We start from the raw sequence: 24,663 nt of genomic DNA, 5'->3' as shown, positions 1-24,663 counted from the left end.
TTATTTACTTTCTTCTTTTTCAACAACTTTTGCTCCACTCCGTACATTCAAAATGCCGTCTACAACGATTCTGTCTCCTACTTCTACACCCGAGTTTACCACTACTTTGTCTTCTAGTTTTAAACCGAGTTCTACAGGACGTATCTCCGCCTGACTGCTATCATTGACCACATATACATTGTAAACACCTATTTGATCCTGCACCGCTTTAAATGGAATAACCAGTTGCTCCGTAGCTGAGGTACTCTTTACATTCATCGTGAGATTCATGCCTGCACGTAAATCGTTTTGCGGATTGGCAAAAGATGCACGTACTTTCAATCTTCCGGTAGTCGGGTCAACCGCTCTATCCATGGTCGCGATTTTTCCCGTTTGTGTATAAGTGCTTCTATCCGGTAAAGAGACACTGATTTCAGTAGAGGATCGCCCTGACTGATAAGCGGCAAATTCGGAAATCTCTCTCTCGCTGATTTGAAATTCCACGGCAATAGGATCAATGGCACTGATCGTGTTCAAAAGTGTTGTGCCGGGAGAAACCAATGCACCCGTACGTACCTGCGAAATTCCTACAGCACCGCTAAATGGGGCGCGTATAATAGATCGATCCAAATTGGTTTGCGCGGTCGTTAATGCCGCTTGTGCCGCTTGTACTTGTGCTTTTTGGTTATTTACATCTGTAAAAGCATAATCCAAAGTCTGCTTTGCAATCGCATCTTGCTCCGCAAGGGTTTGATAACGTGTCAAATCTTTTTCGATACGTTGAAGATTTGCTTTCGCAATCTCCAAATTAGCTTTCGCTTGATCGACTGACGCTTGATAACGGATGCGGTCAATTTCATACAAGGGTTGTCCTTGTTTTACGGTAGCACCGTCCGCTACATATATTTTAGTCACATAGCCGGATACTTCTGCCAACAAATTAGCTTCTTGAAGGGGAACAACACTAGCAGGGTAATTTTTGATACCGGAAACAATCTGTTTCTCAACAGTCGTTGTCGTCACGGGGACAGCGCGTTCTCCCTGAGCCGCTCCTTGTTGCTGCTTTGCTCCATCTTTGGAGCCGCAAGATTGCCAGAACAAAGCCGAACCTATAATTAGCGCAGAAAATAAATAGTTCTTATTCATGTTTTCGTGTATTTCGTGGTTGAATGATAAGGTTTGTTTTATAGTGTTGTTTCTACTGTACCTAACGCTTTTTGAATGTCTAACTTGCTGGAAAGAACAGCATATAAAGCATTGAGGTAATTTAATTGTGTTGTTCGAAGATCGCTTTCGGCAGTCATCAACTCTAAATAGGTTTTCACCCCTGCATCATATTGTAACTTGATCGTGTTATAGACCTCTTCGGACAGATCCATGTTTTCTTTCGCATTTCTCCACTCGTTCATATTGGAACGATAGCTCGCCATGGCTGCAGAATATTCCGCACTGATCATATTCTCCAGATTCTTCAAATCCCACTCAATTCTTTCTTCTTCCAATTGCGATCTGCGGATTTCCTGTATACGTTTTGTCCCAGTAAAGATCGGAAGAGATAAGGATAAACCTACAGATGAACTCGGGATGTTGTTTCTATATAACTGACTAAATTCGTTGCCGAAGTAGTTCATATTATAGTTGGCATAAGCACCCAGTCGAGGCATAAAACTCCATTTTTGGTATTGTGTGTTCAATTTCTGAATCTCTTGCAATGTTTCCAACTGTTGGTATTCTACACGGTTGGCAATATGCAGTAATTCTGAAGTGTCTAGTAAAATATTAGATTCCAACGACTGATTGACAAAGGATAGTGAAATATCTTCTGCTGTAGGAATATTTAAAAGGGATTTTAGATAATCATATTTATATTTTCGAGCCTCGTTGGCTGATTTTAATTGTGCATTTACATTGTTCAACGATATTTGCGCCCGTTTGTAATCTATTTTGTCCACCAATCCGGTTTCATAGCGGGCATTGGCTTCCGTATATTGGCGTTTTAGACGGACAATATTCTCGTTAATGATTTTAATAGTCTCTTCTGAAGTAAGTATATCGTAATAGGCTTTACTTACATCCACCACTGTGTTGATTTTAGTGTCCTCTATATTTAGATTGTTTTGCTGACGTATATATTTGGCAGCACGGGAGGCTTGGAATAATTCCGGGCTAAGGATTGCCTGGTCAGCTTGAAATCCTACCGTACTGGTATTGTTTTGACCCATTCTTATCGTTTCGCCTCCGATCACCATGGCGGGCAATTGTATATTGTGGACCAGAGAAGCGGAAGCGTTAATTTGCGGAAACCAACCTGATAAAGCCGAAGCAATTTGCCGTTCTCCAATTTCTTGGTCGATATGTGCCTGTCTTAACTCAATTTTGTTGCGTAGGGCATAGTCAATGAGCTCGTCCAGCGTAGCATTGCTGTTGAGTTTTTCAGATTCCCCATTATTATTAACAGATTGTGCTTGTGTAGATCCCGCGATAGAGCACGCAAGAAGCAACGATAAAGCAACTTTTTTGAACTTCATATTATTGATTTTTAACACCATTCCAAATTATTTCAATTAAATCTTCACGACCTTTAGCCTGCATTTTACAAAAGCCATAAGTCACCATTTTAACATGGGACGTAGCTGAGCCGATGTAAATAGATATCAAGGTGTAGAAGCTTACATCTCGGATAATACCGGATTTTATACCTTCTTCAAAAAATAAATGCATTTTGTCGACACCATAGTAGGTAGTCTTCCGCTGTTTTATAAGCTCGTAATACGGCGATGAGTAAAATTGTTCGATAAACCAAAACGTCTCTTTATGCGCCACGTAGTAATCCACCAAACGGTTCCAAATATAAAAGAACCTCTCTTTATAGGATAAATCTTCATTAAAGTTGAAGATATGCTCATTCGTTTTTTCTCGACAATATTTAAAAAGCTCTAGAATCAATTCATCCTTGGAACTGAAGTAATGGTAGATTGTACCTGTCGCCACATTCGCGTGAGCAGCAATCTGACTCATCGGCGTACCATGAAAGCCATGCTCATTGATGAGCTTAAGCGTGCTTTCAAAAATAGCCTCTTTCTTATTTAGCAATTGAACGTTCATTCGGGTGCAAATGTAGTAAAAAAATGGAACCGCAAATGTCAAATATTTGTTATATAAGTAGCTTTGGTTAGTGTAATAATGACACTAATGTTAATTTTTTGTTAAATGTTCGGTTTTGGGACTGTTTTATTTGCACAATCGCTGAATCGACCTTATATTTGTCCTATCATAATTTAGGTTTATAATTGGTTAGTTTAGAAAGGTTTCCATTCTCCCCGTTTGGAAACCTTCTTTTTTTGGATCGATGGAAAGAACCGAATGTATACGAATTATAGTGCAATAAATTATTGACAATCGGCAAGACTTCTTTTTACTTCTTCTTGTGTGTAGGTTTCTGTACTATTACCGAATGTGGTAGTGATGTAGGTCAATATGTACGCAATGTCCACATTGGTCAACTCGGGGTTTGCAGGCATATCACCTTCATAGCTTTTGCCATGAACTTCAATAGGGCCTGTCATGCCGTTCCTAACAATGCACGCGAGTTGGTCTCTGTGTTTTAGCAAATATGTCGTGTCGGTCAATGGGGGATAGAGCATCCCTAATCCTTCGCCTTTCGCGCCATGGCAACTTTTGCAATGCGTGACGTAAAGTTTTTGGCCGTTTACAGCATATTGTGCTGTTTCGATACTCACATTGGGTTGGCAAGCAAAAATAAGCATACCGATAAGTATGCTTATTCCCGCCAATGAAAATATCGTATTTCGCATTTATTAATCTATTGTTCTTTCAATAGGATTTCCAAGTCGTTAAAGAGTTGGGCTACATGTTCATCATTTGTTCCGTCGTAAGCACCACGGATATGTTTCTGCGAATCAACCAATACCAGATAACTTTGATGGTCATATCCACCCGGAGCATTCTCGTCTTCTTTCGTGTAAACCAGATATTTATCAGCGATGCCGTAAATATCCTTTTTTTCACCCGTTACAAATTGCCATTGTTCGTTCGTAACACCCAATTTTTCTGCATAAGATTTGAGTACACTCGGTGAATCATATTTAAAGTCTATACTGTGGGATAAAAAAGCAACCCGCTCATCATCTTTATATTTTTCATATACTTTTAACAAGTTACGCTGCATGGTAGGGCAGATACTTGGACAGTGTGTGAAAAAGAAATTTGCAACATAAACCTTGTTGTCGAAATCCTTGTCCGTGATTTCTACGCTATCTTGATTGAGAAAAGTAAATGCAGGAATCTGATGATAAATTGTATCCACCACAGTTTTACCCTCTACGATCCGCTCTTCCGTCGCACGTTCACCGATAATAGGTAATTTCTTTTCGACTGTTCCCGAGCAGGCGAATAAAACGGAAGAAAGTGCAATTGCACAGAGACATGTTGTAAGATTAAGTTTCATGACTACTTTTTAAAAGGAGCTAGTAAACTCTCCGCTTCATACTTCACTTGTTCAAATTCCGTTTTCAACTCCGAAATGCTTTCCACTTCAGCCTTTTGATAATCTACATCTGTACTGTCTGCCACATATTCTTTCATCCAAACCATCATTTTATCTGTCGCGGATTCCAAATTTGCTTTCAATGTGTGGAACTTTTCCCGGGTTTCTACGGTATCAAGGTCTGCATCCACCGTTTTTAATATCGAAAGGTTTTGTAATAAAGAATCGATCAAAATGTCATGTTTGTCAAAAGCTGAAACCTGGGGCATGATCTCATCATGTATTTCGATGGCTTCGGTTGCCAGTTTCTTTGCTTCTTCGTTTTGTGCGTTGTTTTGGCAAGCGCTCGCTAGGAATAGTGCCAATGCTAAAGCACTTAAAGTGAACTTTTTCATCATGTTCGTTTTTTTAGTATTGATGTTCGAAGTTACAAATATAGGACTCCGTTAATATTTTAGCGGATTATGATTGTTTAATTCTTGTAATAAATGGAAAAGATTGTAAATTGTCTGCATCAACGTTAAACTATTATGGAAAGTAATCCTAAACCTGGTAAAGTATGGCTATTGGTCGTGGTGGCTTCGCTCGGTTACTTTGTGGATATTTATGATTTAATTATTTTTTCTATTGTACGGGTACAATCGTTTAAAGATATTGGTATTCCGGACGAGCAAATGCGATCCGATGGGGAGTTTGTATTGAATATGCAAATGGCGGGATTACTGCTTGGTGGAATTATTTGGGGTGTTATTGCTGACAAATTCGGACGACTGAAAGTACTTTTCGGATCTATCGTACTATATTCACTGGCTAATATATACAACGGCTTTGTCCAAGATGTAAATACATACGCGTGGATTCGTTTCGTGGCGGGTATAGGTCTTGCGGGAGAATTGGGCGCCGGGATTACATTGGTAAGCGAAAGCATGGATAAGGGAAAACGCGGATACGGTACCATGATTGTCGCAGCGTTGGGGGTGTTGGGTGCTATCTTAGCCTACTATGTTTCCGAATGGTTTGACTGGAGGACAGCGTATTTTGTTGGTGGTGGCATGGGGCTTTGCCTTTTGTTGTTGCGTGTCGGAACGTTTGAGTCGGGATTGTTTAAGAAGCAAGACAATCAGAAAGCAGTTAAAGGAAACTTGTTTATGTTGTTCAACAAGAAGGAGCGTTTCCTTCGCTATTTATATTGCCTTTGTATTGGATTGCCCATTTGGTTTGTCGTGGGTGTTTTGGTTACGCAAGCACCCGAAATCGGGCGTGCTTTGCAGAGCGAAGTACCTTTGAGCGCAGGTAAAGGAGTGATGTTTACTTATCTTGGCATTTCATTGGGCGATGTCTTTGCAGGCTTGTTTGCGCAATGGTTTAAATCAAGAAAAAAAGTGGTCTTTATCTGTCAGGTGCTCATTATCTTATTTTCGGTGTGGTACTTATCCAGTATGGGGATATCAGAGAATAGGTTTTTGTTACTGGCATTTTTACTAGGGATTGGTGTCGGTTATTGGGCTACGTTTGTCACCATTGCTGCCGAACAGTTTGGTACAAATCTCCGCGCTACAGTGGCAACAACCGCACCAAATTTTGTACGGGGGGCGTTGATTCCATCTACACTCCTATATGGTTGGTTAGTGCCAAAGATAGGTATACTTCACGCTGCAATGGCTGTTACGATACTATTATCTATTATTGCGATTTTTGCTTTGACTAAGCTGGAAGAGAGTTTCAATAAAGATTTAAACTATATGGAAGAGTAAGGCATAGAATTAGCCTTTAGGACATTTCTTGCAACGTTTGCCCCGCTTATATTTTTTACAGCATTTTTTAAAGACACAGCATCCCAAATCAGGGTTGCAGTTTATTCCTTTTTTGACTTCATCAAAAAAGGAATTCCCATCTTCTATATAAAATAACGGATTTATTATCTTTTCCATCTCGGGTACAAAGATAATTGTTTAGATTGAATTTAAATAATTTCCATTCGAATAACCTGTTCTTTAATGGTAATAAAGCTTGCATAAATTGTTTATATTCTTTTGTTTATGGCAATTTATGCAGGTTTAAGCTCACTCGAAATTTCACGGGCGGCGTCATCAATGATTTTTGGATCGTTCGTATTATTGATGATAACCAAATCGCATATTGATTTAAACGGAACCAAATACTGTTCATAAGCTGGCACGACGTGGTTTATCCATTTGTACATAACATCGTCATGATCATATCCTCTTTCAATGAGGTCTCGTTGCAATCTCCTTTCCAGTGCAACTGATTCTTCTGCGTCCAGAAAAATCCGATAATCCAATAGCTCGTTAACCTCCTCATAGTGGAAAATAAACAATCCTTCTACAATAAGAATCGGAGCAGGTTTAATTTCGAGCATTTTAGGTATAATATCGGGGTTATTGAATGTATATTCTTGCCGATAAACGGTGTGCCCGTCGAAGAGTTGTTTTATATCGTGGAAGAAAGATTTCCGATTGATGGCGGTGGGCAAGTCAAAATTGTATAACCGATTTTCTTCTTTTGTTTTGGTGTTCGCTGGGATATAATAATCGTCTTGCGAAATAAGCGTAACCTGATCTGGTTGAAAATGGTCTAGAAAGCGTCTTAGAAAGAACGTCTTACCTGATCCGCTGCTGCCTGCAATACCGATTACGTATGGTTTATCCATCTATACCTTCTTAAATTTGATTACTGTAAAGGTACGCCATATGCTATTTCTATCAAAAATCTTCTGTCAAGTGCACCGATATAAGCAGCTGCTGATTTTGACAGGACAACAATGGCATCTTTTGTTTCCGCCGTGTCGGTGAACTTTCCAACTACTTTTGCGTATGTAACATTCCGTGTCATAGGATTCGTGATTTTTAAGATGGTACCTATTGGCGCAGTTTTGTGAAGAGCGAGGTTACTTTTACCATCTGTTTCCAGATCGTTGATCCACACGCCGATGCCTTTTTCCTGTTTTTCACGGATACCATAGCGATTTGCGGCAATAATTTGTTCCGGTGTTAGTTCCGGGACGGATGATGTGTCGAGAACAATCGGTTGTTGCGGAACTGCTGGAATTGGTTCTCGATAATCCGCATTTGGGATTTTCAAGGTGATACCTTCTCTGAGCGAATCCGAACGGAGTTCGTTCATTTTCTTAATGGCCTCTACCGTTGTGCCAAATCGTCTAGAAATGGCGTATAGTGTTTCACTCTTACCCACTTTATATTCAGTTAACACCTTAGGTAGTTCCTGCTGTTGAGCTTTTGCAGCAGGAGTTGATGGAGCTGCTGTTGGAGGTGTGTCTTGCCGGCCGGTAGGAATTTTTACGGTATCGCCCGGTTTAAGGCTCTTTTTACTATTCACCTCCATAATACGATTTACCGGAATATTATATCGACGGCTCAATGCATAATATGTTTCTTTTCGCGCTATACGGTGGATAATATTTATTTCGCCATTTACAACTTCTACGCCTATTGAATCCGGTGCGATAGATACAGTAGAGGGTTTATTAACGTTATAATCAACGGATTTGGCTGTCAGAAAAAGAGGGAAGCATAATACCCCAATGACTCCTAATTTTATAGTGGTCGAAAAAGCTTTTGTTTTTGCCATATGTTTTACAATTATACTAAATACGAAACAATTTTCCGTTTATTATATGACATTAAAAATATTTGATTTTCTATCTGAAAGTACGGTTGTGGAATCATTTTGGGCATATCTGATAATAAACATTGTGTCGACAATAATTTGGATGTATCGGCGATAGAAAGGTTTAAATGATAATGTGCATGCTCTTTGGTGTGATACGACCAAAGTATATGGTCTGCTGCACGGCTAATCCAAGGTAGGTCTTGGATAGCTATATGTTGTAGATAGGGGGGTAAGGCACCGTTATAAGGAACAGGCATTTTGACAGCACTGCAATATTCTTGTATTCTTCCCGTATCGGAAGTTTTTTTTAGTGTTTCTATATCGATATATTCTTCAAAACCACTTTGGAAATTACGATGCCTCACCTTGACAACATCACGATAAGTATCTATCCAGGTATATTCTTGCCATAGATGACGGGGATTGCCTTGCATATCTAAAAATAAAATACCTTCTTTCACCGGCTGTGTATCACCTACACGTTTCAGAACGATGGTATGATGTTGGATGGCCTCCAACGTCCATTCTTTCTCATCAATTTGTCTATGTTTTAACATCTCTTTTCCGTCAAAATCAAAGACATAGAGTATGGCATACGTAGACTCCGTGTCTCGGAGCTCTACAGCAAATTGTCGGGAGGCAGCATCTGCTACAATTTTCCATATTTGATAAGGAAAGTTTTTTTCAAATGCTTTGAATGTTGTATATTTAGTCATTACTATAGCAAGAACATTAATCCATGGAGAACAAAATTACGAAATCCTTTTTTGCTTTTCTTTTTACTTTTTGTATTATGCTTTCTTCGGCATTGGCACAAAAAATATACAAAGTGGATATCAAAGAAGATATCGGTCCAAATGCATGGCGAACAGTCAATTTGGCCCATCAGAAAGCAATAGAACTGCAGGCCGAAATGTTTTTGATAGAGTTGAATACATTTGGCGGAGCAGTGAATTTTGCAGATTCTATACGTACCAAGCTTTTAGGTTCCTCTATGCATACGGTGGTGTATATTAACAACAATGCGGCTTCCGCAGGCGCGTTGATTTCGTTGGCTTCGGATAAAATTTTTATGCAAAAAGGCGGAAGTATGGGGGCAGCGAGTGTGGTCAATCAAAGTGGGGAGATTATGCCGGAAAAGTACCAATCTTATATGAGAGGGTTGATGCGGGCTACAGCCGAAGCAAAAGGACGAGATCCTAAAATAGCGGAAGCATTTGTAGATCCTGAAGTTTCTGTCCCGCAATTAAAGCCTGATGGTAAGCTATTAACATTAACGGCTTCCGAAGGAGTGAAATCGGGTATTGTTCAAGCCGTAGTCGGAGATGTAGGAGAAGTATACAAACAGGTTGAAAACGGTGACCTTGAAGTGGTACAGCACCATATTACCGTGGTGGATCGCATCATCGCTTTTTTGGTTAATCCGATGGTCAGCGGTTTCTTAATATTAGGCCTTATTGGCGGTATTTATTTTGAGTTACAAACGCCGGGGATTGGCTTTGCACTAGTAGTTGCAATTATATGCGGTGTGCTGTTTTTTGCACCCCTGTATTTGCAGGGGCTGGCAGACCATTGGGAAATCGCTATATTTATAGTGGGAGTCGCACTGCTACTGCTGGAAGTATTCGTCATACCGGGATTTGGTATTGCGGGTATACTGGGGATTATATGTGTGCTTTGCGGCCTTGCTTTCTCTATGGTAGACAATAACTTTTTTGATTTTAAATTAGCCAAACCAGGATTATTGATGGAGTCATTTTTAATTGTAACGGGAGCAATGGTGCTCTCTATTATCTTAATGGTTATTTTCGGCAAAAATATCCTGAAATCGTCTGCCTTTAGACGATTAGTGCTCCACGATGAGCAGAAAGCCGACGTAGGATATACCTCGTCTCCACAGAAAACAAATCTGCTGTATAAAAATGGTATTGCCCGAACGGTTTTAAGACCATCGGGTAAAATTGAGATTGACGGGGTTTGGTATGATGCTGTTGCGTTGGATGGGTTTATCGATGCAGGAGAAGAGGTGTACGTCGAAAAACATGAGAACTACAGTCTTTTCGTGCGGAAACTAGAGGATAAACCTTAACCTTATACTACCATTTCCAAGCTAAAATACGGATAGCCTTTTGTCCCTGTGCCGTATTGATGATTTCAACTTTGGATGCTTTATTGTATTCCAAAACAGCGATGAGGGGTTTCAGGTTTTCTTTATTAGAAACTAAACTTGTGATCCACCCTAATTGTTTTTGGAATCGCATACTTTCGTTAATCATATCACGAACAAACTTTCTTTCCCCGCCTTCACACCAGAGTTCATTGGGATGTCCACCGAAGTTCTGTACAGGAAGCGCCTCTTTGCTTTTGTTTAGGTTGTGGAATTTTTTACTTGTTTTTTGCCAGTTTTCTTCTCTTGATTTATAAAAAGGGGGATTGCACATCACTAAATCAAAGTAATCGTCTTTGCGAAGGATACCGTCAAAAATATGTCCTTTATTTTCCTGCAATTGCAAGGTAATCTTCTTAGACAGTCCGCTATTCGTTTTAATCAGTGATCTGGCGTGATTTAATACCGTGACATCGATATCTGTGCCTAGGAAACTCCAAGCATATATCCTCTCTCCTAAGATGGGGTAGATAAGGGAAGAGCCTGTCCCGATGTCCAACACATTTATTTGGGAGCCTGTCGGGATAATACCACTGTTATCGGCAGCAAGTAGGTCAGCAACATAATGTACGTAGTCTGCTCTTCCCGGAATAGGAGGGCAGAGACTGTTTTTCAAAATAGACCAGTTTTGTACGTTATAGTAAGCTTTCAAGAGTGCTTTATTAAGTTCAACGACCGCTTTGGGATTAGCAAAATCTATAGATATCGTACCAAATGCCGTTTCGATAATATAATCTTTCAATGCCGGATTTGCTTCTTCTAGTTTAGGGAAATCATATCCGGATTGATGTATGTTTCTGGGATGTAATACGTTCTTCTTCTTCTTAGAATTCATATACTTATAATTTCATGCAAAGGTAATGCTTTTATATATTCTTTTTTCCCTCAAAAAAGAATCAAAAAAATCGTCGCTTAAAAATTTTAAAAGGATGGGTAATGCTAGAAGAATATTCCTACATGTTTCAAAATTTTTGATGCGACCTTTAATGATAAAAGGGGGTTGGTACATTAAACCCATGACCATTATTTAATCGGCCATTGGTCGGATAATAAACCCGGAAAAGGGTATCTTTATGGGCAAATTAAAGCATAAATATTCAAGTGCATGGCTGACTTTGATATGAAGCAATTTTTAAACGATAAAGTTGTATCGTTTAATCAACCCACATTTATTGAAAATGATCCAATATGTATTCCTCATTTGTTCCAGAAGAAGCAAGACATAGAGATTATGGGCTTCTTCGCTGCTATTTTGGCTTGGGGACAGCGTAAAACCATTATTAATAAATGTAAAGAACTGATCGAACGTTTTGACCAGCAGCCTGCGGATTTCATCATGGGGCATGAGGAAGTGGATTTAAAAAATCTTTTAGGGTTCAAACATCGTACTTTTAATGATACCGATTTGTTATATTTCGTTTCTTTTTTACGTTTTCATTATAGCCAGTTTTCTTCATTAGAAGATGCTTTTCTAATTGATAATCAAATAAATAAGACCTTTTCAATGGAGCGAAGCCTAAATGAATTTAAAGTTTATTTTTTCTCTTTACCCGATTACCCCATTCGCACGAGGAAGCATATCAGCTCTCCTTTACAAAAATCCAGTTGCAAACGTTTGAATATGTTCCTGCGTTGGATGGTCCGTAAAGACGATAAAGGAGTTGATTTTGGCATATGGAATCGAATAAAACCGAGTGATCTTATCTGTCCATGTGATGTACATGTAGAACGTGTTGCTCGTAAGTTCGGGTTAATTACTGCGGATAAAGTCAATTGGAAAACCGCCGTAGAGCTGACAGAAAATTTAAAACGCTTCGATCCGGAGGACCCCGTTAAATACGATTTTGCACTGTTTGGTATCGGCGTAATAGGTGAACTTTAACCAATAAATCTACTAATCTATTGGAATAACCGAACTCATTGTCATACCATCCCACTACCTTTACCAATCCACCGACGATAGAGGTGAGTTGTGCATCAAAAATACAGGAATAAGGATTGTTGAGAATGTCAACAGAGACAATTGGGTCTTCTGTATAATAAAGAATATCGTTTAAAGGACCCTCTGCCGCTTCCCTAAATTTTGCATTTATGTCTTCTACCGTCGTCTGTTTCTTTAACGTACAGGTAAAATCCGTTAGGGAACCATTGAGGACGGGAACACGTATACCCGCACCGCCAAGCTTTCCGTCGAGATGTGGAAACACATTGGTAATTGCCTTTGCAGCACCTGTTGTGGTCGGTATAATAGACGAGGATGCCGCGCGGGCTCTGCGTAGGTCTCGATGGGGCGCATCATGCAGGTTTTGGTCTCCTGTCATCGAATGGACGGTCGTGATATAACCATCATTAATTCCCCAATTCTCATCTAGGATCTTGACCAAAGGAGCTACATTGTTCGTTGTACAAGAGGCGTTTGAAAACAGGGGAGCTTGCCAATCAAATGTCATATCGTTAATACCCAAAACGACGGTAGGAACTTCTTTATCTGGTGATGGTGCCGATATGATGGTTTGTTTTGCACCGGCTTTTAGGTGGAAGGATGCCTTTTCTTTATTGGTAAAGACACCTGTTGATTCGATAGCAACATCAATATCCATTGTTCGCCAAGGGAGTTGGAGAGGATCTTTTTCCTTTAATACCTTAATAGACTGTCCTTCAATAAAAAGATGCTCTGCGTCATAATGGACCGTAAATGGAAATGGTCCGTGGACCGAATCGTATTTCAACAAATGGGCTAAGGTAGCCGTATCCGTCAAGTCGTTGATAGCAACGACCCTGATTTCATTTTGAACGCCACGTCGATAAATATTGCGCAAGGTATTGCGTCCAATCCTTCCAAAGCCATTGATTGCAACATTCATTATTTCGTAAATTCTGCTATAACAAAATCAATACCTTTCTCTCCGTCCCAGCTATTTTTTAAAGTGCCGTCCGCTCCATATATGTAGTTCGCCGGAAACTGTGCTGGCACATGGAATTTTTGAATAAATTCTTGGTTTCTATCATACAACACTTCCACATTCGGCTTACCGACAAGTTCTTTGCCGAAAGTTTCCAGAAAAGACGCCATAAGTGCAGGGTCGTTCATAGAAATAAAATACAGATTAACATCTTTGAGCTTTTCATAATTTTTAGCCAAAAGCCCCGTTTCTGTTTGACAATGACCACAGCTTGGATCAAAAAGGATAAATACCGTGTTTCGGTTTGCAGGTACGTCGGCATTCGTAAACCCTATACCGGATTTGACTTTATAAAATTTAAAGTTTGGTAATTGCCGTGCAGGCTCTTTTGCCACAGGTAAGGTTGGTTGTGAGGTTGCAGAGGCTTGTTGTTGTTGATCTGTTTGATGTTCTACCGTGTGCTGTGCGCTTCCCGTATTATTGTTATTGGATTGACAGGCACTAAAGAAGGTGAGTGTGCCGATAGCGATACTAGTGACTAAAAAGTTCATTAAAATAATTTTTTAAAGCTAACGAAGCTTACAGGAGTTAATCTCGTAGATGTTCCTTACATAACCCATGCTGCTTTCATTCTACAATTATATTTGCGTACCAAAGCTAGGAAAAATTGTGCCAATCAGCTAGTCAAAATTATTAAATGATGATAAAATGATGCGGAACAAAAAAGGCTTCTGATTTATCAGAAGCCTTTTTTGTTAATTACATATAGTTGTACGTACTAAGGAGTAACAACTTTTACTTTTTCTGGCTTTTCTTCGGCAATACTTTTACCTTTTCTAAGGTCGTAAACCGACGGTGCGGCAAGGAAAACGGAAGAATAAGTCCCTACAATGATACCAATCAATATCGCGAAAGAAAATCCTCTGATCACTTCTCCGCCGAATACAAACAATACCGCCAATACGAAGATAATCGTCAATGAGGTAATGATAGTACGGCTCAAAGTAGAATTGATCGCACTATTAACAGTATCGCCAAAGTCTACTTTGTGGGCATGTGGTTTGCTTACATATTCTCTTAAACGGTCAAATACAACCACCGTATCATTTACCGAATAAGCAATAACGGTTAAGATTGCTGCTACAAAATGTTGATCGATGTCTAAAGAAAATGGAACAATGCCATCCAAAATAGAGAACACTCCAAACAATATAATCGCATCGTGAACAGTTGATACCGCTGCACCAACGGAATATTGCCATTTGTGGAAACGTACCAAAATATAACCTGCAATGATCAATACGGAGAATACACCCGACCATATCGCTCTGTCTTTTATATCCGTTGCGATACTAGGACCAACTTTCTGAGAAGAAAGGATCTCGTAACCGTTACCTTCGATTTTTGATAGGCCTTCGTTCAATTTAGCTAATACTTCCGCATCTGCTTCATCACTGGTTTCCTCCACATGATATGTTGTGGTAACACGTACTTGGTTTTCACTACCAAAGGTTTTTACCTCGGTTGTTAAACCGAACACCTCATCGAGGTTTTGACGTACATCCTCCAAATCGACCCCTTGTTCATACGCGACTGTATAGCTGCGTCCTCCGCTGAAATCTACACCGAGTGTGAAACCTTTGGTGAATATCGCTGCCAAAGCAATAATAGAAGCAATGATCGAAATACCGTAAAATATTTTCCGTTTTTTGATAAATTGGAAATTTGCATTTTTCAATGTATTTGCAGACCAAGGAAACGATACAGATACTTTCCAGTCTTTCGATAGCATGTATTCGAAAATCAAACGCGAAATAAAGATAGACGTAAACAACGAAGTAACGATACCGATCATCAACGTGGTGGCAAATCCTAAGATAGGACCACTACCGAAGAAAAATAAGACAAGACCTACTAAGAAAGTTGTTATTTGCGAGTCCAGAATAGAAGGCATTGCATTTTTATAACCATCCGCAATGGCTTGTCGGATGGATTTTCCTAAGCCTAGTTCTTCCCGGATCCGTTCGTATATGAGTACGTTGGCGTCAACCGCGGTTCCCATGGTCAATACGATACCCGCAATACCCGGTAAGGTGAGTACGGCATTTAAGGAAGCCAAAATCCCCATAAGGAAAAACACGTTAAACAATACCGCAATGTTGGCCGCTATACCAGCACGGTTGTAGTAAGCAACCATAAATATCATCACCACGATAAGCGCAATAACAGAAGAGTTGACACCTGCATCAATAGCAGCCTGTCCTAATGAAGGACCTACAATCGCTTCCTCTACAATTTTTGCGGTAGTTGGAAGACGACCAGCTTTTAATACGTTAGCTAAATCTTTTGTATCTTCAATAGTGAAGTTACCAGATATAGACGAATTTCCGTTCGGAATTTCCTCGTTTACGCCAGGAGCGGAGTATACGACACCGTCGAGTACAATAGCGATGGCAGCGTTATTATTTTGCGCTGCTTGTGCTGTAATCTTACGCCACTGACGAGCACCTTCGGTGTTCATAGACATAGAAACAACAGGGCGGTTGTTTTGGTCAAAATCGTCCCGCGCGTCCGTGATCACATCACCCGTCAATACAGCGCCATTTTCCGATCCGGATGTTTTGATTGCATATAAGGAAAGGAAGTTAGGGGTTCTTTGTTCTGGCTTCACCGACCATAAGAATTTCAAATTTCCGGGAATATTAGCCTTTACTTCTGGACGGTTTAAGTACTCGTTAACACGAGCAGTATCTTTTAGGTTAGCAATACCAACCATAGCACCAGGTGTTAGGTTTGGCTGACCGTTTTGCTCCATATAAGTAGCTGGATTCAAAACCGCAAACAAAGGATTGCTTGCTGCAAGTTCTGCAGAGATTCCAGCCGTATCCGTACTATCTTTGGGAGCCGCTCCTAAATTAGCCAACAAGTTGTCATCATTAGCAACACTATCTGTTGCGGTCGAATCGTTTGCAACTGTCGCAGCCGGAGCTGAAGTCGAAGGTGTTGCCGATTTTAATGAACTGGCTAAAATATTGTTGAGGTTTTCCAATAGTGGATAAACCTGATAGTTGTCATGTGTTTCATAGAACTCCAACTTGGCAGACCCTTGTAGGAGATTACGGACACGCTCTTCGTCATTAACACCCGGAAGCTCTATTAAAATACGGTTTGTTCCTTGTTGAATCTGAATGTTTGGCGAAGCCACACCAAATTTATCGATACGTGTACGTAATACTTTGAAAGAGTTTTCGATAGCATTATCCGCTTCTTTATTTAAGAAGCTGCGTACCTCGTTATCTGAGCTAGTTCCTTTAATAAGGGAAGCATTATCTGTTGTTGCGAAGAAAGTAGCCAATGGCGTACCAGCCCCAGAAGCTTTATATTCTTCGACGAAGAGCTCCACGACACTCCTGTTTACGGATTTACTCTTTTGAAGAGCGGATTCAAGTGCCTTATTGAAGTTTTCATCTTTCGGATTATTTGCCAAATTTCTGATGAGTTCGTCCAATGATATCTCCATCGTGACGTTCATCCCGCCTTTAAGGTCTAAGCCCAATGCTAATTCATGTGCTTTCGCCTCTCTGTAGGTGAATTTAGCCACCCCTAAATTGTAAACTTCCTCACCAGCTATGGAATCCAGATATGCCTTTTCTTTGGCCATATCGCCTTTCGCATATTCCGCAGCGTCTCGTTCAACTTTTCGTGTAACAAATGTGAATGATAGGGAATAGAGGCATGCTATTGACACCACTATTACCAAAAATTTAATCAGCCCTTTACTCTGCATTGTCTGTCTTCGTGTATTTGTTTGTAGTTTATATAATCTTACTTGCGATTTAGCTTAATAATACTTAACCAAGATTCGCAAAGGTATAAAAATTTTGTAGAAAGAAAACAAAATTGGATACTTATGAAAACAAAAATTACAATTGAACTGTTTCTAATAGTTTGCTGTTAAAAATGGCTGCTGGTGAAATAACCGTGTCGTCTAGCGGAATATCATTTCCATATCGTTCTGTAAGTTTGTTTTTTACTATTTCACTGTTTAAATCAAAGTCTTTTAGTTGTTCCGGTTGACCAATTTTTATACCGGTCGTACGGTCGTAAATTTTCCATATGAGCTCAGAACAATACATTTTGTCGTCGGTCCATTCAAAAGTTAAATCATAGTCTTTCCCTTCCCAGGCTCGCCCTATCGTTTGCATCTCATGAATTACTGAATCCGTCAACGTTTTTTCAGCATCTTTTAGACGTTTTAAGACATAATGCTCGTCTTTTCCTCTTTTTATCCATTCGGTCAATAGGGTTCGTCTAACGGGTTGAACGGCTTCCAAGACATATAGTTGATCATTTTCTTCGAAAACAATGCCACAATGAGAATACGGGGATTGGGTAGCCAGCTGTATAGCTTGGCTTTGCTGTGATAACGAGGTTTGGAATATTAAATCTCCGGACCGCGGAATTTTCTGCTCCTGCTGCGTTTGAATATGATTTTTTTCTTTAGGTTCACTTGCGTGATTTATTTTCTTGTAGGGATAGTAATACATGCCCCCGCTGATGAGCAGTATACCTAATATAAAAAGTAGTGTCGCATTTTTTTTCATGAATTTGACATGTATCCTTCAATATTAGAGCAATATACATTTTTTAAATAGATTTATTTTTCTATTAAAGGCTTATTTGTTTATAGTTGAAGGAAATAACTTATTTGGTATCTTTTTTGTTACATTTTCTGCATATGGAGTGGTGATTGTCGTGCGTATTTGAGAAAGTTCCATGCTATTATATATTAAGATTGATAATTATGATAAAAAGAACAATCTTTATTTTTCCTACGCTGGTCGGTCTATTTTCATTATTCTTGATGGGGTGTTCTAAAGATAATGGGGATAATGGGGGCACAGAAATGGGGAGTTTTCCGGGACATATATACCATCAATATACAAGTGATGTTATGAAATTAGATATGCGTACCGGAGAAGAGTCCGCTTTCTTTTCTTATAACGCGTATGGCACGGTGGGTTGGGGATTGAGTCGTGACGGAAAGCTTCGTATCGTTTCAACCAGAGAAGCAGGCACGTATGACCGTAATCATTTTACCGTCGTGAATACTGCTGATGAAACAATTGCAAAGGAATTTGATTATGTACCCCGCTACGGAAACAGTACAAGCAATCTGGGTAAGATATCTTTTGATAACTCGTTGATTATGGTTACCCCCGATCGTGATAACGGAATTGTTATCCTCGATATGGACGGAAATGTCAAATATGAGATGTCGGGTATTGGAAATGAATCGTTTACATCGGAAGACGATGCGGTTTGGTTGCCGAATAACAGTATTTTAGTGCGCTTTAAAGATCGATTAATACTGCGTTCCGATCCTCCTTATACAAGCTTAAGCCTAGTGAAAGAAATGAATTACGAAAATTGGGGAAATATACGTATCAGCAATAACGGTCAGAGAATGAGTTTTTATATCAATAAGCATATTTATATGATGGATATCAACGGGGAAAATCTGGTCCAAGTAACCGAAAGCAATGCAGATGAAGCGTTTGCTGAATTTTCGCCGGATGATAAATATTTACTGATTGCCGCAGACTATGTACATTTGCCAGCTTCGAGCAATAGCCATTGGTTTCTGAAGATTATTCCTGCTGATGGCAAAACGTATAATTTGGATTCCAGTCCAGAGGTTATATCCGTTATACCTAAGGGTAGCTCTAGCATAGTACGTGCGAATAAAGTCACGGCATGGCGGTAATGAAAGAACAATAAGCGTTATAAGGTTAAATGTGTAGTTAAAATAATGAAAGTTGACCACCCGATGCGTGTAAAGAAGTTTTTTTTGCTTTTCCAAGAACAGTCCTTCCGCCATATTTCCACGAATCTCTACGTTCTTGCTCAATAACCTGCTGTACATCAAATTTCGGTGCGAAATTGGCTTCTGCTTGCAGTACGATTTTGTGTAATTTGTTGATTGTCTTTAGTTTGTCTGCATTTCCGAGTTTGGACTTTTCAATGCCCTTTCGTAATATCCGTATGCTGTCGTCGTAGATGTCGATCGGCACAGGGAAGGGGTGCCCATCTTTGCCTCCATGTGCAAATGAGAAACGAGCGGGATCCTTAAACCTGGAAGGTGAGCCATGTATCACTTCACTCACGAGGGCAAGGGATTGCATCGTGCGTGGTCCCACACCCTGTAGCATCAAAAGATCTTCGAAGTTGCTGGGATGCAATTCCCGCGTCACATATAAAAGTGCTCCCAATCTTTTAAGATCTACATCAGAAGAGCGAACATCATGATGTCCCGGTAAGATTAAACGAGCAAAATCCTCCATTACCTTTGCCGGCCCCCCACGTGAAATATCGAGGATGCCCTGACGGTTATTGACGGCTTCTGCAGCCGTCAGGTTTAAGATGTACCCCTGCGAAATACCATTTATTCCTGTATGTGGTTCTTCGATAAATGATTTAAGGTTTTCCGAATGCCAATGGTATCTTCTAGCGGTGCCGTCCCGGTCATGCATACCCTGTTGGACTACAGTCCAACTCCCATTGTCGGCCAAGATAAAATTATGTTGGTATAACTGATAACCATCCTGTATAGCAGTATTGTCCACTTTGGCAGATAACTTGCTGGCTCTGACGAGATGATCACCTGCTAGCCCCGTCCGATCGGCAATCCGTAATAGTTCTGCCGGTGTCTCCCGAGATAGTTTGCCCTTTCCTCCGCATATATAGATGCCCAACGACGAGGCTGCCGGATTTATGACGCGTTTTAGGGCGCCCATAACCGAGGTGGTGATTCCGGAGGAATGCCAATCCATACCCATCACCGCTCCGAAGCTTTGAAACCAAAACGGATCGGCTAATTTCCGCAAAACTTCCTCCTTACCATAATCGATTAAAATGGCTTCAATTATCGAAAATCCTAAAGAAGACATGCGTTCATACAGCCAGGGTGGAACTTTGCCATAATGTAAGGGAAGATCCGCTGTTCCTGCTCGTTTCATTTTACTAAATTATTTAGCGCAAACTTAACGAAATTCATTTTATATATGCAATGTATATAAAATGAATTTGTTTACCTACGTTAGGTAATCTCTCCGCCTACGAGCAACTCGGTTTTCCTTAACCATCAAGAACTTTATATAGAGGATACTCTCCCAACGTATTTTATGCTTCGGCCAGTTCTTTTATTATCAGCAAGGCCTTTTTAGTTGCTTCGTCCATTTCATTGAAATATTCCTCAGGCATCTCCGAACTCAACGATAAAGTGGTTGTACCATTTTGCTCGTCAAGCGTATATTTTTCGCGCATATTTCCGAGACTTTGACCTTCTTTTCCGATTTCCAACTCATGGAGGTGATGAAAGGTTATTTCACGGTGTTCCGTAAGTGACTCGACATTACTTTCCATACCATTGTTGTTGGGGTCGAGAAATTTTATTCGGTTACCTTGTTTCAGATCGCCGGTATAATGTGAACCTGGCATATATGCTGTCGCCCATTTTTTATAATGTTCTTTATCCCATAATGCTTTCCAGACCTTTTCGGCCGTCGCATTGATCTGAATAGTTTGATCAATTGTTTTTAGTTTCATCTTTTTTTTCTATTAAGTTATCAAGCACGTGTCTACTCTCTACATATTCAATGCTACCTGGCGCTGACCGTTGTGTAGGAGTTAATATCAAAAATACTGATTACGCGTTATAATAGACTTACCACAGGACAAGAAATGGGGCGCATAATCTGCTGTCATCTAGGTAAAAAAGTTAGAATTTTAGGAAGAATATTTCTAACTTGCCGTAAATATCAAAGATATGGTAGATCAACGCAGCATACTAATTTTAATTACTTTCTATTTGTTCGTCGAACTTCCCGCTATTGCTCAACACAAAACAGTAGAAGGTACCTTTCTGACGCGTGGAGGAAAGATTAATTCCGAGTTTGTCAATAATGAGCTCACTATGCAAACAAATCAAGGCATTTCCATTATCGATATAGAAGGTAAGGTATTATCGAGCGGGATAAAGCCCGTGTCTTCGTCGTTATTTGGAAGCGGGGATCTTTCGATCAAAAAAGGTGTTTTTTTCGTAGAGAACAAACAGGGGAAAACAATTTTGGCTGATGTTCACGGACAACGTATAGGAACGCTTTCTTTTAGCAAAACATCACCTTTTCTTTCCGAGGACAATACTATTGTTATCCTGCATACCGGAGAATTGGCTTATATCAATCGCAAAGGAGAACAGATTGCTTTACTGGACAAAAAATATGAAACGCTTTGCGGTATCGGTAATAGTTTTTCGGAAAGAGATCGTTTCTTGGCGAAGAAAACGCTTTTCAAAGGAGATAATTTTCCACCATTCAGTCAAGAAGGATTAACCTCTTTTGAACACTTTCCGACCAAGAAATATGGGTTTACCAACGAAAAATTTGAAGAAGTAATACCAGCTAAATATAAACAAGTCGGACATTTTTACGATGGCTTGGCGGCCGTTCAAAATGAGGAGCATAATTGGGGATTTATAAATGCAAAAGGTGAGGAAGTTATACCATTCATGTATTCTCTACAACCGTACAATTTTCATAACGGTCGGGCAATTGTTGTTTCAAAAGAACGGCAGTATGGATATATCAACAAAAACAATGAACTGGTTATTCCTGCTAAATATCAGAACTGCACACATTTTTACAAAGGTTATGCATTGGTACAGGAAAAGTATGGAACGCCAGTACAGTTGATCGATAGCGTGGGGCAAGTCGTGGCAGAGTTTCCTAAAGGAATTCAGTATGTCGATAACCACGCAACCGCTTCTTTTGACAAAAGACCACTTCTAGATGAGATCAGTGAGACCCTAGTGCAACTCGTTGATCATGGCAAAGGTATTTTTAAGGAGGGTTTTTCCTATGGTTTAATAGATAAGAACGGAAGTGTCGTTTTAGAATTTGTATATACCTATTTGGATGATTTTCATAATGGGAAGATGTTGGCGCATAAGTATGATTTTACCGATGGAAATAGCCAGCATACTTACGGTATACTCGACGACGCCGGTAATTGGGTGTTGGAACTTGTTGAATCGACATTTTAATTTTTGCAAAAAAAAGTGGAACGGACCATCAGGTTTCATCGGTTCGGGTTAGGAGAGGATAAGGAAATTTATAAGAAAACTCACCCTTTCTTCCAAAGATAGTTTGGGAATTTCTATTATTGTGTAACCGAGTGTAGCATACACCTCGGCCATCGCTTCATAGGTTGCAATCGCCTCTTCAAGAGACTGTTTTCGCTCCTTATCATTCACATATATTTCGGGCCAAGGAGGCGTAATGAAAACTTTGTTATGGTAACGATTTCGTTTTGTAGCCAACCACAGATGATCGGGAACAGGTAACTCACATAATTTTAGGTACCCAATTACATCCGGAAGCCCTCTGTCAAAAAATGTATACGTATCATTTTCCGAAGCCAGTTTATAATCAGTAAGCCCTGTTCGAAACATCTCCATTGCATAAGCTTCTCTGTCTGCCCAGGGAAGGCTCGTACCCTTTATTTTAAGCTGCTGGCGTATAATCTGTCTGCCTGACTCCCCTATACAAGGATACCCTGCTTGTCTTAACATATCAATTATAGAAGTTTTACCCATTCCGGGACCGCCAGTAATAACGATCGCTTTCTCGTTTGTTACTATTTCCATACTTGTATTATTTTATTTTCGTTTGAAACGTTCTGTGTTTTATGTAATTAAAAAAGCTTACTCGCGAATAGTGGAATATCGAAGATGAAAAATCCTAGAGCGGGGAGCTCTAGGATTTTTAACTAACTAACCAATTATTAACCTAAATTATGAAGTACTATTATAACTTCAATTCCTGTGCCTTTCGTATGTATGTTAGTCAGTTTTAACACCTCTTAACATATGAAAAAATACTTTATACTGCGTTTTAGTTTCCTATCTTTGGCAATAACTGTCAGGTTTGACATTGCCAAATGGAAGAGTTTGATGCTTTTTCAGGTACGAGAAAGACAATTGTTAATCCATACGACAAACTTCTTTCGGATATAAGTAGCAAATCATTGGCACAAGAAATCCTTGAGCAGTCCATCGAGAAATTGAAAACAAAATAAAGAATAACGGGTCGTATGCAGAACCTTTTAGAAGACTTAAAAGAACTTTTACAGCAAGATGAAAGGCTGGTCGTAGATGGCAAGCTTCTGAAGAATAAAATTATCGAGTTGGCGCTCCAACTTGACACTTCCCTCATCAAAATACTCTTAAAAAGCGCGAGCATCAAACAATATTTCTTTCAGGATGTGGATGGAATCTTAGTATTCGACAAAATCAAGTTCCAAAAGTTTGTGACTAATAAAGCATTTCTCCCAGATAGTTATACGTCCTTCAAAAATAAGATTGGTTTAATTGAGGATGATGAATACATGAACGAAGGTAGAGAAGTAGTTCTCGCATGGCCTTATAAAGATTGTGTTTTAGAAGGAAAACAAAGTGAAGAGGATGAAAAATTAAGTGAGTTCTTTTGGAATGAAATATTAGCTCCTGATGAGATTGATAAGCTATTATCTGTCAAAGTAATGACTTCTTTTAAAGAATATACCTCGACAGATATCAGGCCTGTTGAAACATTTGGCAAGGAGTTAAACATGCTCATAAAGGGGAATAATTTATTAACTCTTCACTCCTTAAAGAAAAGATTTTCAGACCAAATCAAACTAATTTATATCGACCCTCCATACAATACAGGGAACGATGGTTTTGGTTATAATGATAATTTCAACCACAGTTCCTGGTTAACTTTTTTTAAAAACAGAATGGAGTCGGCATATCCTTTATTATCGAGAGACGGTTCGATTTGGATAAATCTTGATGACACAGAAGTGCATTATGCGAAGATAGTGTGTGATGAGATTTTTGGTAGAGAAAATTTTATTGCAAATGTAATTTGGCAAAAAAAATATGCACCCCAGAATGATGCACGTTTCTTTTCTGACAATCATGATCACATCCTTGTATATGCAAAAAATGTGCAATACTTCAAGCTGAACCTGCTTCCGAGATCAGCGGAAATGGATAGTAGATATAAGAATCCTGACTGTACGTCTTCAAACTAAATTAGACACATTAGGATGAAACCTTAAGGAGACTTTCGAGTTATAAATTTATTAATTTTTGTTGATTATACAATTGTCTTCTTTTATTCAGAGAATCGATTTTTACCTGTTGTCTTTTTTCCAAAATTCTTTCAGATCGTCCACAGTAGACATCTGCAGGTGTTAAGTTTTGCAGCGATTCGTGATAACGTCTGTTGTTATAGTTGTCCACAAAGTTTCCCAGGGCTTCGATAAGTTCTTCTGGATGGTAAAAGTGGTTTAATTTCACTACGTTTTTCATCGTTCTGTGATACCGTTCAATTTTCCCCTGTGTCTGCGGA

Annotated in this window: 24 protein-coding genes; 6 read left to right on the top strand and 18 right to left on the bottom strand. The window is 39.6% G+C overall.

Going from position 1 to position 24,663, the window contains the following annotated elements:
- The 6 genes from FXV77_RS13060 to FXV77_RS13035 form a co-directional block, all read right to left on the bottom strand.
- Positions 1 to 1,125: an efflux RND transporter periplasmic adaptor subunit gene (locus tag FXV77_RS13060; RefSeq protein ID WP_148919681.1), complete on the bottom strand. Its 1,125-nt coding sequence runs from the start codon at positions 1,123 to 1,125 to the stop codon at positions 1 to 3.
- A 38-nt stretch (positions 1,126 to 1,163) separates the two neighbouring features.
- Entirely contained in the window at positions 1,164 to 2,507 is a 1,344-nt protein-coding gene (locus FXV77_RS13055) for a TolC family protein (RefSeq protein WP_187444128.1), read from the bottom strand.
- Position 2,508: 1 nt separating this feature from the next.
- Positions 2,509 to 3,084 (bottom strand): TetR/AcrR family transcriptional regulator, encoded by a 576-nt coding sequence (locus FXV77_RS13050; protein ID WP_148919679.1) that lies wholly within the window; start codon positions 3,082 to 3,084, stop codon positions 2,509 to 2,511.
- Positions 3,085 to 3,368: 284 nt separating this feature from the next.
- Positions 3,369 to 3,794, bottom strand: a complete 426-nt coding sequence (locus FXV77_RS13045) for a c-type cytochrome (protein ID WP_148919678.1) — start codon at positions 3,792 to 3,794, stop codon at positions 3,369 to 3,371.
- Between the two features lie 8 nt (positions 3,795 to 3,802).
- Positions 3,803 to 4,447, bottom strand: coding sequence for an SCO family protein (locus FXV77_RS13040; protein WP_148919677.1), 645 nt, complete (start codon positions 4,445 to 4,447; stop codon positions 3,803 to 3,805).
- A gap of 2 nt (positions 4,448 to 4,449) precedes the next feature.
- Positions 4,450 to 4,884, bottom strand: coding sequence for a hypothetical protein (locus tag FXV77_RS13035; protein WP_148919676.1), 435 nt, complete (start codon positions 4,882 to 4,884; stop codon positions 4,450 to 4,452).
- Between the two features lie 132 nt (positions 4,885 to 5,016).
- On the opposite strand from FXV77_RS13035, the gene FXV77_RS13030 reads away from it, so the two are divergent.
- On the top strand, positions 5,017 to 6,240 hold the full coding sequence (locus tag FXV77_RS13030; protein WP_148919675.1) for an MFS transporter: 1,224 nt from the start codon (positions 5,017 to 5,019) through the stop codon (positions 6,238 to 6,240).
- 293 nt (positions 6,241 to 6,533) lie between these two features.
- Here FXV77_RS13030 and FXV77_RS13025 read toward each other — a convergent pair whose 3' ends face one another.
- Genes FXV77_RS13025 through FXV77_RS13015 form a run of 3 tightly spaced genes read right to left on the bottom strand, consistent with a single transcriptional unit; the run spans position 6,534 to position 8,853 of the window.
- Entirely contained in the window at positions 6,534 to 7,157 is a 624-nt protein-coding gene (locus tag FXV77_RS13025; protein WP_148919674.1) for a uridine kinase family protein, read from the bottom strand.
- Positions 7,158 to 7,177: 20 nt separating this feature from the next.
- A complete protein-coding gene (locus FXV77_RS13020; RefSeq protein WP_148919673.1) occupies positions 7,178 to 8,095 on the bottom strand; it encodes a DPBB and LysM peptidoglycan-binding domain-containing protein in 918 nt (305 codons plus the stop codon).
- Between the two features lie 11 nt (positions 8,096 to 8,106).
- Positions 8,107 to 8,853: a hypothetical protein gene (locus tag FXV77_RS13015; protein WP_148919672.1), complete on the bottom strand. Its 747-nt coding sequence runs from the start codon at positions 8,851 to 8,853 to the stop codon at positions 8,107 to 8,109.
- Positions 8,854 to 8,876: 23 nt separating this feature from the next.
- Between FXV77_RS13015 and FXV77_RS13010 the strand changes: the two genes are divergently transcribed.
- The gene (locus FXV77_RS13010; protein WP_148919671.1) at positions 8,877 to 10,226 is read left to right on the top strand and encodes an NfeD family protein; all 1,350 of its coding nucleotides are present in this window, start codon (positions 8,877 to 8,879) and stop codon (positions 10,224 to 10,226) included.
- A 7-nt stretch (positions 10,227 to 10,233) separates the two neighbouring features.
- Here FXV77_RS13010 and rlmF read toward each other — a convergent pair whose 3' ends face one another.
- A complete protein-coding gene (gene rlmF, locus FXV77_RS13005; protein WP_148919670.1) occupies positions 10,234 to 11,139 on the bottom strand; it encodes a 23S rRNA (adenine(1618)-N(6))-methyltransferase RlmF in 906 nt (301 codons plus the stop codon).
- A 285-nt stretch (positions 11,140 to 11,424) separates the two neighbouring features.
- Here rlmF and FXV77_RS13000 point away from each other — a divergent pair, with 285 nt between their 5' ends.
- Complete coding sequence (locus FXV77_RS13000; protein ID WP_394344146.1) at positions 11,425 to 12,186, top strand: TIGR02757 family protein; 762 nt, start codon at positions 11,425 to 11,427, stop codon at positions 12,184 to 12,186.
- Here FXV77_RS13000 and gap read toward each other — a convergent pair.
- The 4 genes from gap to FXV77_RS12980 form a co-directional block, all read right to left on the bottom strand.
- Complete coding sequence (gene gap, locus FXV77_RS12995; RefSeq protein WP_187444127.1) at positions 12,137 to 13,168, bottom strand: type I glyceraldehyde-3-phosphate dehydrogenase; 1,032 nt, start codon at positions 13,166 to 13,168, stop codon at positions 12,137 to 12,139. The genes FXV77_RS13000 and gap overlap by 50 nt on opposite strands.
- Positions 13,168 to 13,758 (bottom strand): peroxiredoxin family protein, encoded by a 591-nt coding sequence (locus tag FXV77_RS12990; protein WP_148919667.1) that lies wholly within the window; start codon positions 13,756 to 13,758, stop codon positions 13,168 to 13,170. The genes gap and FXV77_RS12990 overlap by 1 nt, the downstream gene beginning before the upstream one ends.
- Before the next feature lie 227 nt (positions 13,759 to 13,985).
- Positions 13,986 to 16,994, bottom strand: a complete 3,009-nt coding sequence (secDF, locus tag FXV77_RS12985) for a protein translocase subunit SecDF (protein WP_148919666.1) — start codon at positions 16,992 to 16,994, stop codon at positions 13,986 to 13,988.
- 136 nt (positions 16,995 to 17,130) lie between these two features.
- A complete protein-coding gene (locus FXV77_RS12980; RefSeq protein WP_246162462.1) occupies positions 17,131 to 17,811 on the bottom strand; it encodes a YiiX family permuted papain-like enzyme in 681 nt (226 codons plus the stop codon).
- 200 nt (positions 17,812 to 18,011) lie between these two features.
- Here FXV77_RS12980 and FXV77_RS12975 point away from each other — a divergent pair, with 200 nt between their 5' ends.
- A complete protein-coding gene (locus tag FXV77_RS12975; protein WP_148919665.1) occupies positions 18,012 to 18,974 on the top strand; it encodes a TolB-like translocation protein in 963 nt (320 codons plus the stop codon).
- A 37-nt stretch (positions 18,975 to 19,011) separates the two neighbouring features.
- Here FXV77_RS12975 and FXV77_RS12970 read toward each other — a convergent pair whose 3' ends face one another.
- Both FXV77_RS12970 and FXV77_RS12965 read right to left on the bottom strand, forming a co-directional pair.
- On the bottom strand, positions 19,012 to 20,226 hold the full coding sequence (locus FXV77_RS12970) for a DUF763 domain-containing protein (protein ID WP_148919664.1): 1,215 nt from the start codon (positions 20,224 to 20,226) through the stop codon (positions 19,012 to 19,014).
- A 163-nt stretch (positions 20,227 to 20,389) separates the two neighbouring features.
- Positions 20,390 to 20,815, bottom strand: coding sequence for an SRPBCC family protein (locus FXV77_RS12965; protein WP_148919663.1), 426 nt, complete (start codon positions 20,813 to 20,815; stop codon positions 20,390 to 20,392).
- Between the two features lie 220 nt (positions 20,816 to 21,035).
- On the opposite strand from FXV77_RS12965, the gene FXV77_RS12960 reads away from it, so the two are divergent.
- The gene (locus tag FXV77_RS12960; protein ID WP_148919662.1) at positions 21,036 to 22,310 is read left to right on the top strand and encodes a WG repeat-containing protein; all 1,275 of its coding nucleotides are present in this window, start codon (positions 21,036 to 21,038) and stop codon (positions 22,308 to 22,310) included.
- A gap of 48 nt (positions 22,311 to 22,358) precedes the next feature.
- On the opposite strand, the gene FXV77_RS12955 is transcribed toward FXV77_RS12960, so the two are convergent.
- Positions 22,359 to 22,913 carry an AAA family ATPase gene (locus FXV77_RS12955; protein ID WP_148919661.1) on the bottom strand — a complete coding sequence of 185 codons (555 nt, stop codon included), beginning with the start codon at positions 22,911 to 22,913 and terminating at the stop codon, positions 22,359 to 22,361.
- Between the two features lie 446 nt (positions 22,914 to 23,359).
- Here FXV77_RS12955 and FXV77_RS12950 point away from each other — a divergent pair, with 446 nt between their 5' ends.
- Entirely contained in the window at positions 23,360 to 24,343 is a 984-nt protein-coding gene (locus FXV77_RS12950) for a DNA methyltransferase (RefSeq protein WP_148919660.1), read from the top strand.
- 40 nt (positions 24,344 to 24,383) lie between these two features.
- On the opposite strand, the gene FXV77_RS12945 is transcribed toward FXV77_RS12950, so the two are convergent.
- A partial coding sequence (locus FXV77_RS12945; protein ID WP_148919659.1) for an integrase core domain-containing protein occupies positions 24,384 to 24,663 on the bottom strand: 280 nt, incomplete at its 5' end.

It is taken from the genome of Sphingobacterium phlebotomi, assembly GCF_008180195.1.
Classification (GTDB): Bacteria; Bacteroidota; Bacteroidia; order Sphingobacteriales; family Sphingobacteriaceae; genus Sphingobacterium; species Sphingobacterium phlebotomi.
This window is presented reverse-complemented; position numbering and strand designations above follow the sequence as displayed.

Excerpts from the sequence above, each read along its gene's own strand:
- gap (WP_187444127.1), bottom strand. The coding sequence starts at position 13,168 with ATGAATGTTGCAATCAATGGCTTTGGAAGGATTGGACGCAATACCTTG.
- FXV77_RS12970 (WP_148919664.1), bottom strand. The coding sequence starts at position 20,226 with ATGAAACGAGCAGGAACAGCGGATCTTCCCTTACATTATGGCAAAGTT.
- FXV77_RS13000 (WP_394344146.1), top strand. The coding sequence starts at position 11,425 with ATGAAGCAATTTTTAAACGATAAAGTTGTATCGTTTAATCAACCCACA.
- FXV77_RS12980 (WP_246162462.1), bottom strand. The coding sequence starts at position 17,811 with ATGAAAAAAAATGCGACACTACTTTTTATATTAGGTATACTGCTCATC.
- FXV77_RS12975 (WP_148919665.1), top strand. The coding sequence starts at position 18,012 with ATGATAAAAAGAACAATCTTTATTTTTCCTACGCTGGTCGGTCTATTT.
- FXV77_RS13015 (WP_148919672.1), bottom strand. The coding sequence starts at position 8,853 with ATGACTAAATATACAACATTCAAAGCATTTGAAAAAAACTTTCCTTAT.
- FXV77_RS13050 (WP_148919679.1), bottom strand. The coding sequence starts at position 3,084 with ATGAACGTTCAATTGCTAAATAAGAAAGAGGCTATTTTTGAAAGCACG.
- FXV77_RS13040 (WP_148919677.1), bottom strand. The coding sequence starts at position 4,447 with ATGAAACTTAATCTTACAACATGTCTCTGTGCAATTGCACTTTCTTCC.
- FXV77_RS13035 (WP_148919676.1), bottom strand. The coding sequence starts at position 4,884 with ATGATGAAAAAGTTCACTTTAAGTGCTTTAGCATTGGCACTATTCCTA.
- rlmF (WP_148919670.1), bottom strand. The coding sequence starts at position 11,139 with ATGAATTCTAAGAAGAAGAAGAACGTATTACATCCCAGAAACATACAT.
- FXV77_RS13020 (WP_148919673.1), bottom strand. The coding sequence starts at position 8,095 with ATGGCAAAAACAAAAGCTTTTTCGACCACTATAAAATTAGGAGTCATT.
- FXV77_RS13045 (WP_148919678.1), bottom strand. The coding sequence starts at position 3,794 with ATGCGAAATACGATATTTTCATTGGCGGGAATAAGCATACTTATCGGT.
- FXV77_RS12965 (WP_148919663.1), bottom strand. The coding sequence starts at position 20,815 with ATGAAACTAAAAACAATTGATCAAACTATTCAGATCAATGCGACGGCC.
- FXV77_RS12955 (WP_148919661.1), bottom strand. The coding sequence starts at position 22,913 with ATGGAAATAGTAACAAACGAGAAAGCGATCGTTATTACTGGCGGTCCC.
- FXV77_RS13025 (WP_148919674.1), bottom strand. The coding sequence starts at position 7,157 with ATGGATAAACCATACGTAATCGGTATTGCAGGCAGCAGCGGATCAGGT.
- secDF (WP_148919666.1), bottom strand. The coding sequence starts at position 16,994 with ATGCAGAGTAAAGGGCTGATTAAATTTTTGGTAATAGTGGTGTCAATA.
- FXV77_RS13010 (WP_148919671.1), top strand. The coding sequence starts at position 8,877 with ATGGAGAACAAAATTACGAAATCCTTTTTTGCTTTTCTTTTTACTTTT.
- FXV77_RS12960 (WP_148919662.1), top strand. The coding sequence starts at position 21,036 with ATGGTAGATCAACGCAGCATACTAATTTTAATTACTTTCTATTTGTTC.
- FXV77_RS13055 (WP_187444128.1), bottom strand. The coding sequence starts at position 2,507 with ATGAAGTTCAAAAAAGTTGCTTTATCGTTGCTTCTTGCGTGCTCTATC.
- FXV77_RS13060 (WP_148919681.1), bottom strand. The coding sequence starts at position 1,125 with ATGAATAAGAACTATTTATTTTCTGCGCTAATTATAGGTTCGGCTTTG.
- FXV77_RS12990 (WP_148919667.1), bottom strand. The coding sequence starts at position 13,758 with ATGAACTTTTTAGTCACTAGTATCGCTATCGGCACACTCACCTTCTTT.
- FXV77_RS12950 (WP_148919660.1), top strand. The coding sequence starts at position 23,360 with ATGCAGAACCTTTTAGAAGACTTAAAAGAACTTTTACAGCAAGATGAA.
- FXV77_RS13030 (WP_148919675.1), top strand. The coding sequence starts at position 5,017 with ATGGAAAGTAATCCTAAACCTGGTAAAGTATGGCTATTGGTCGTGGTG.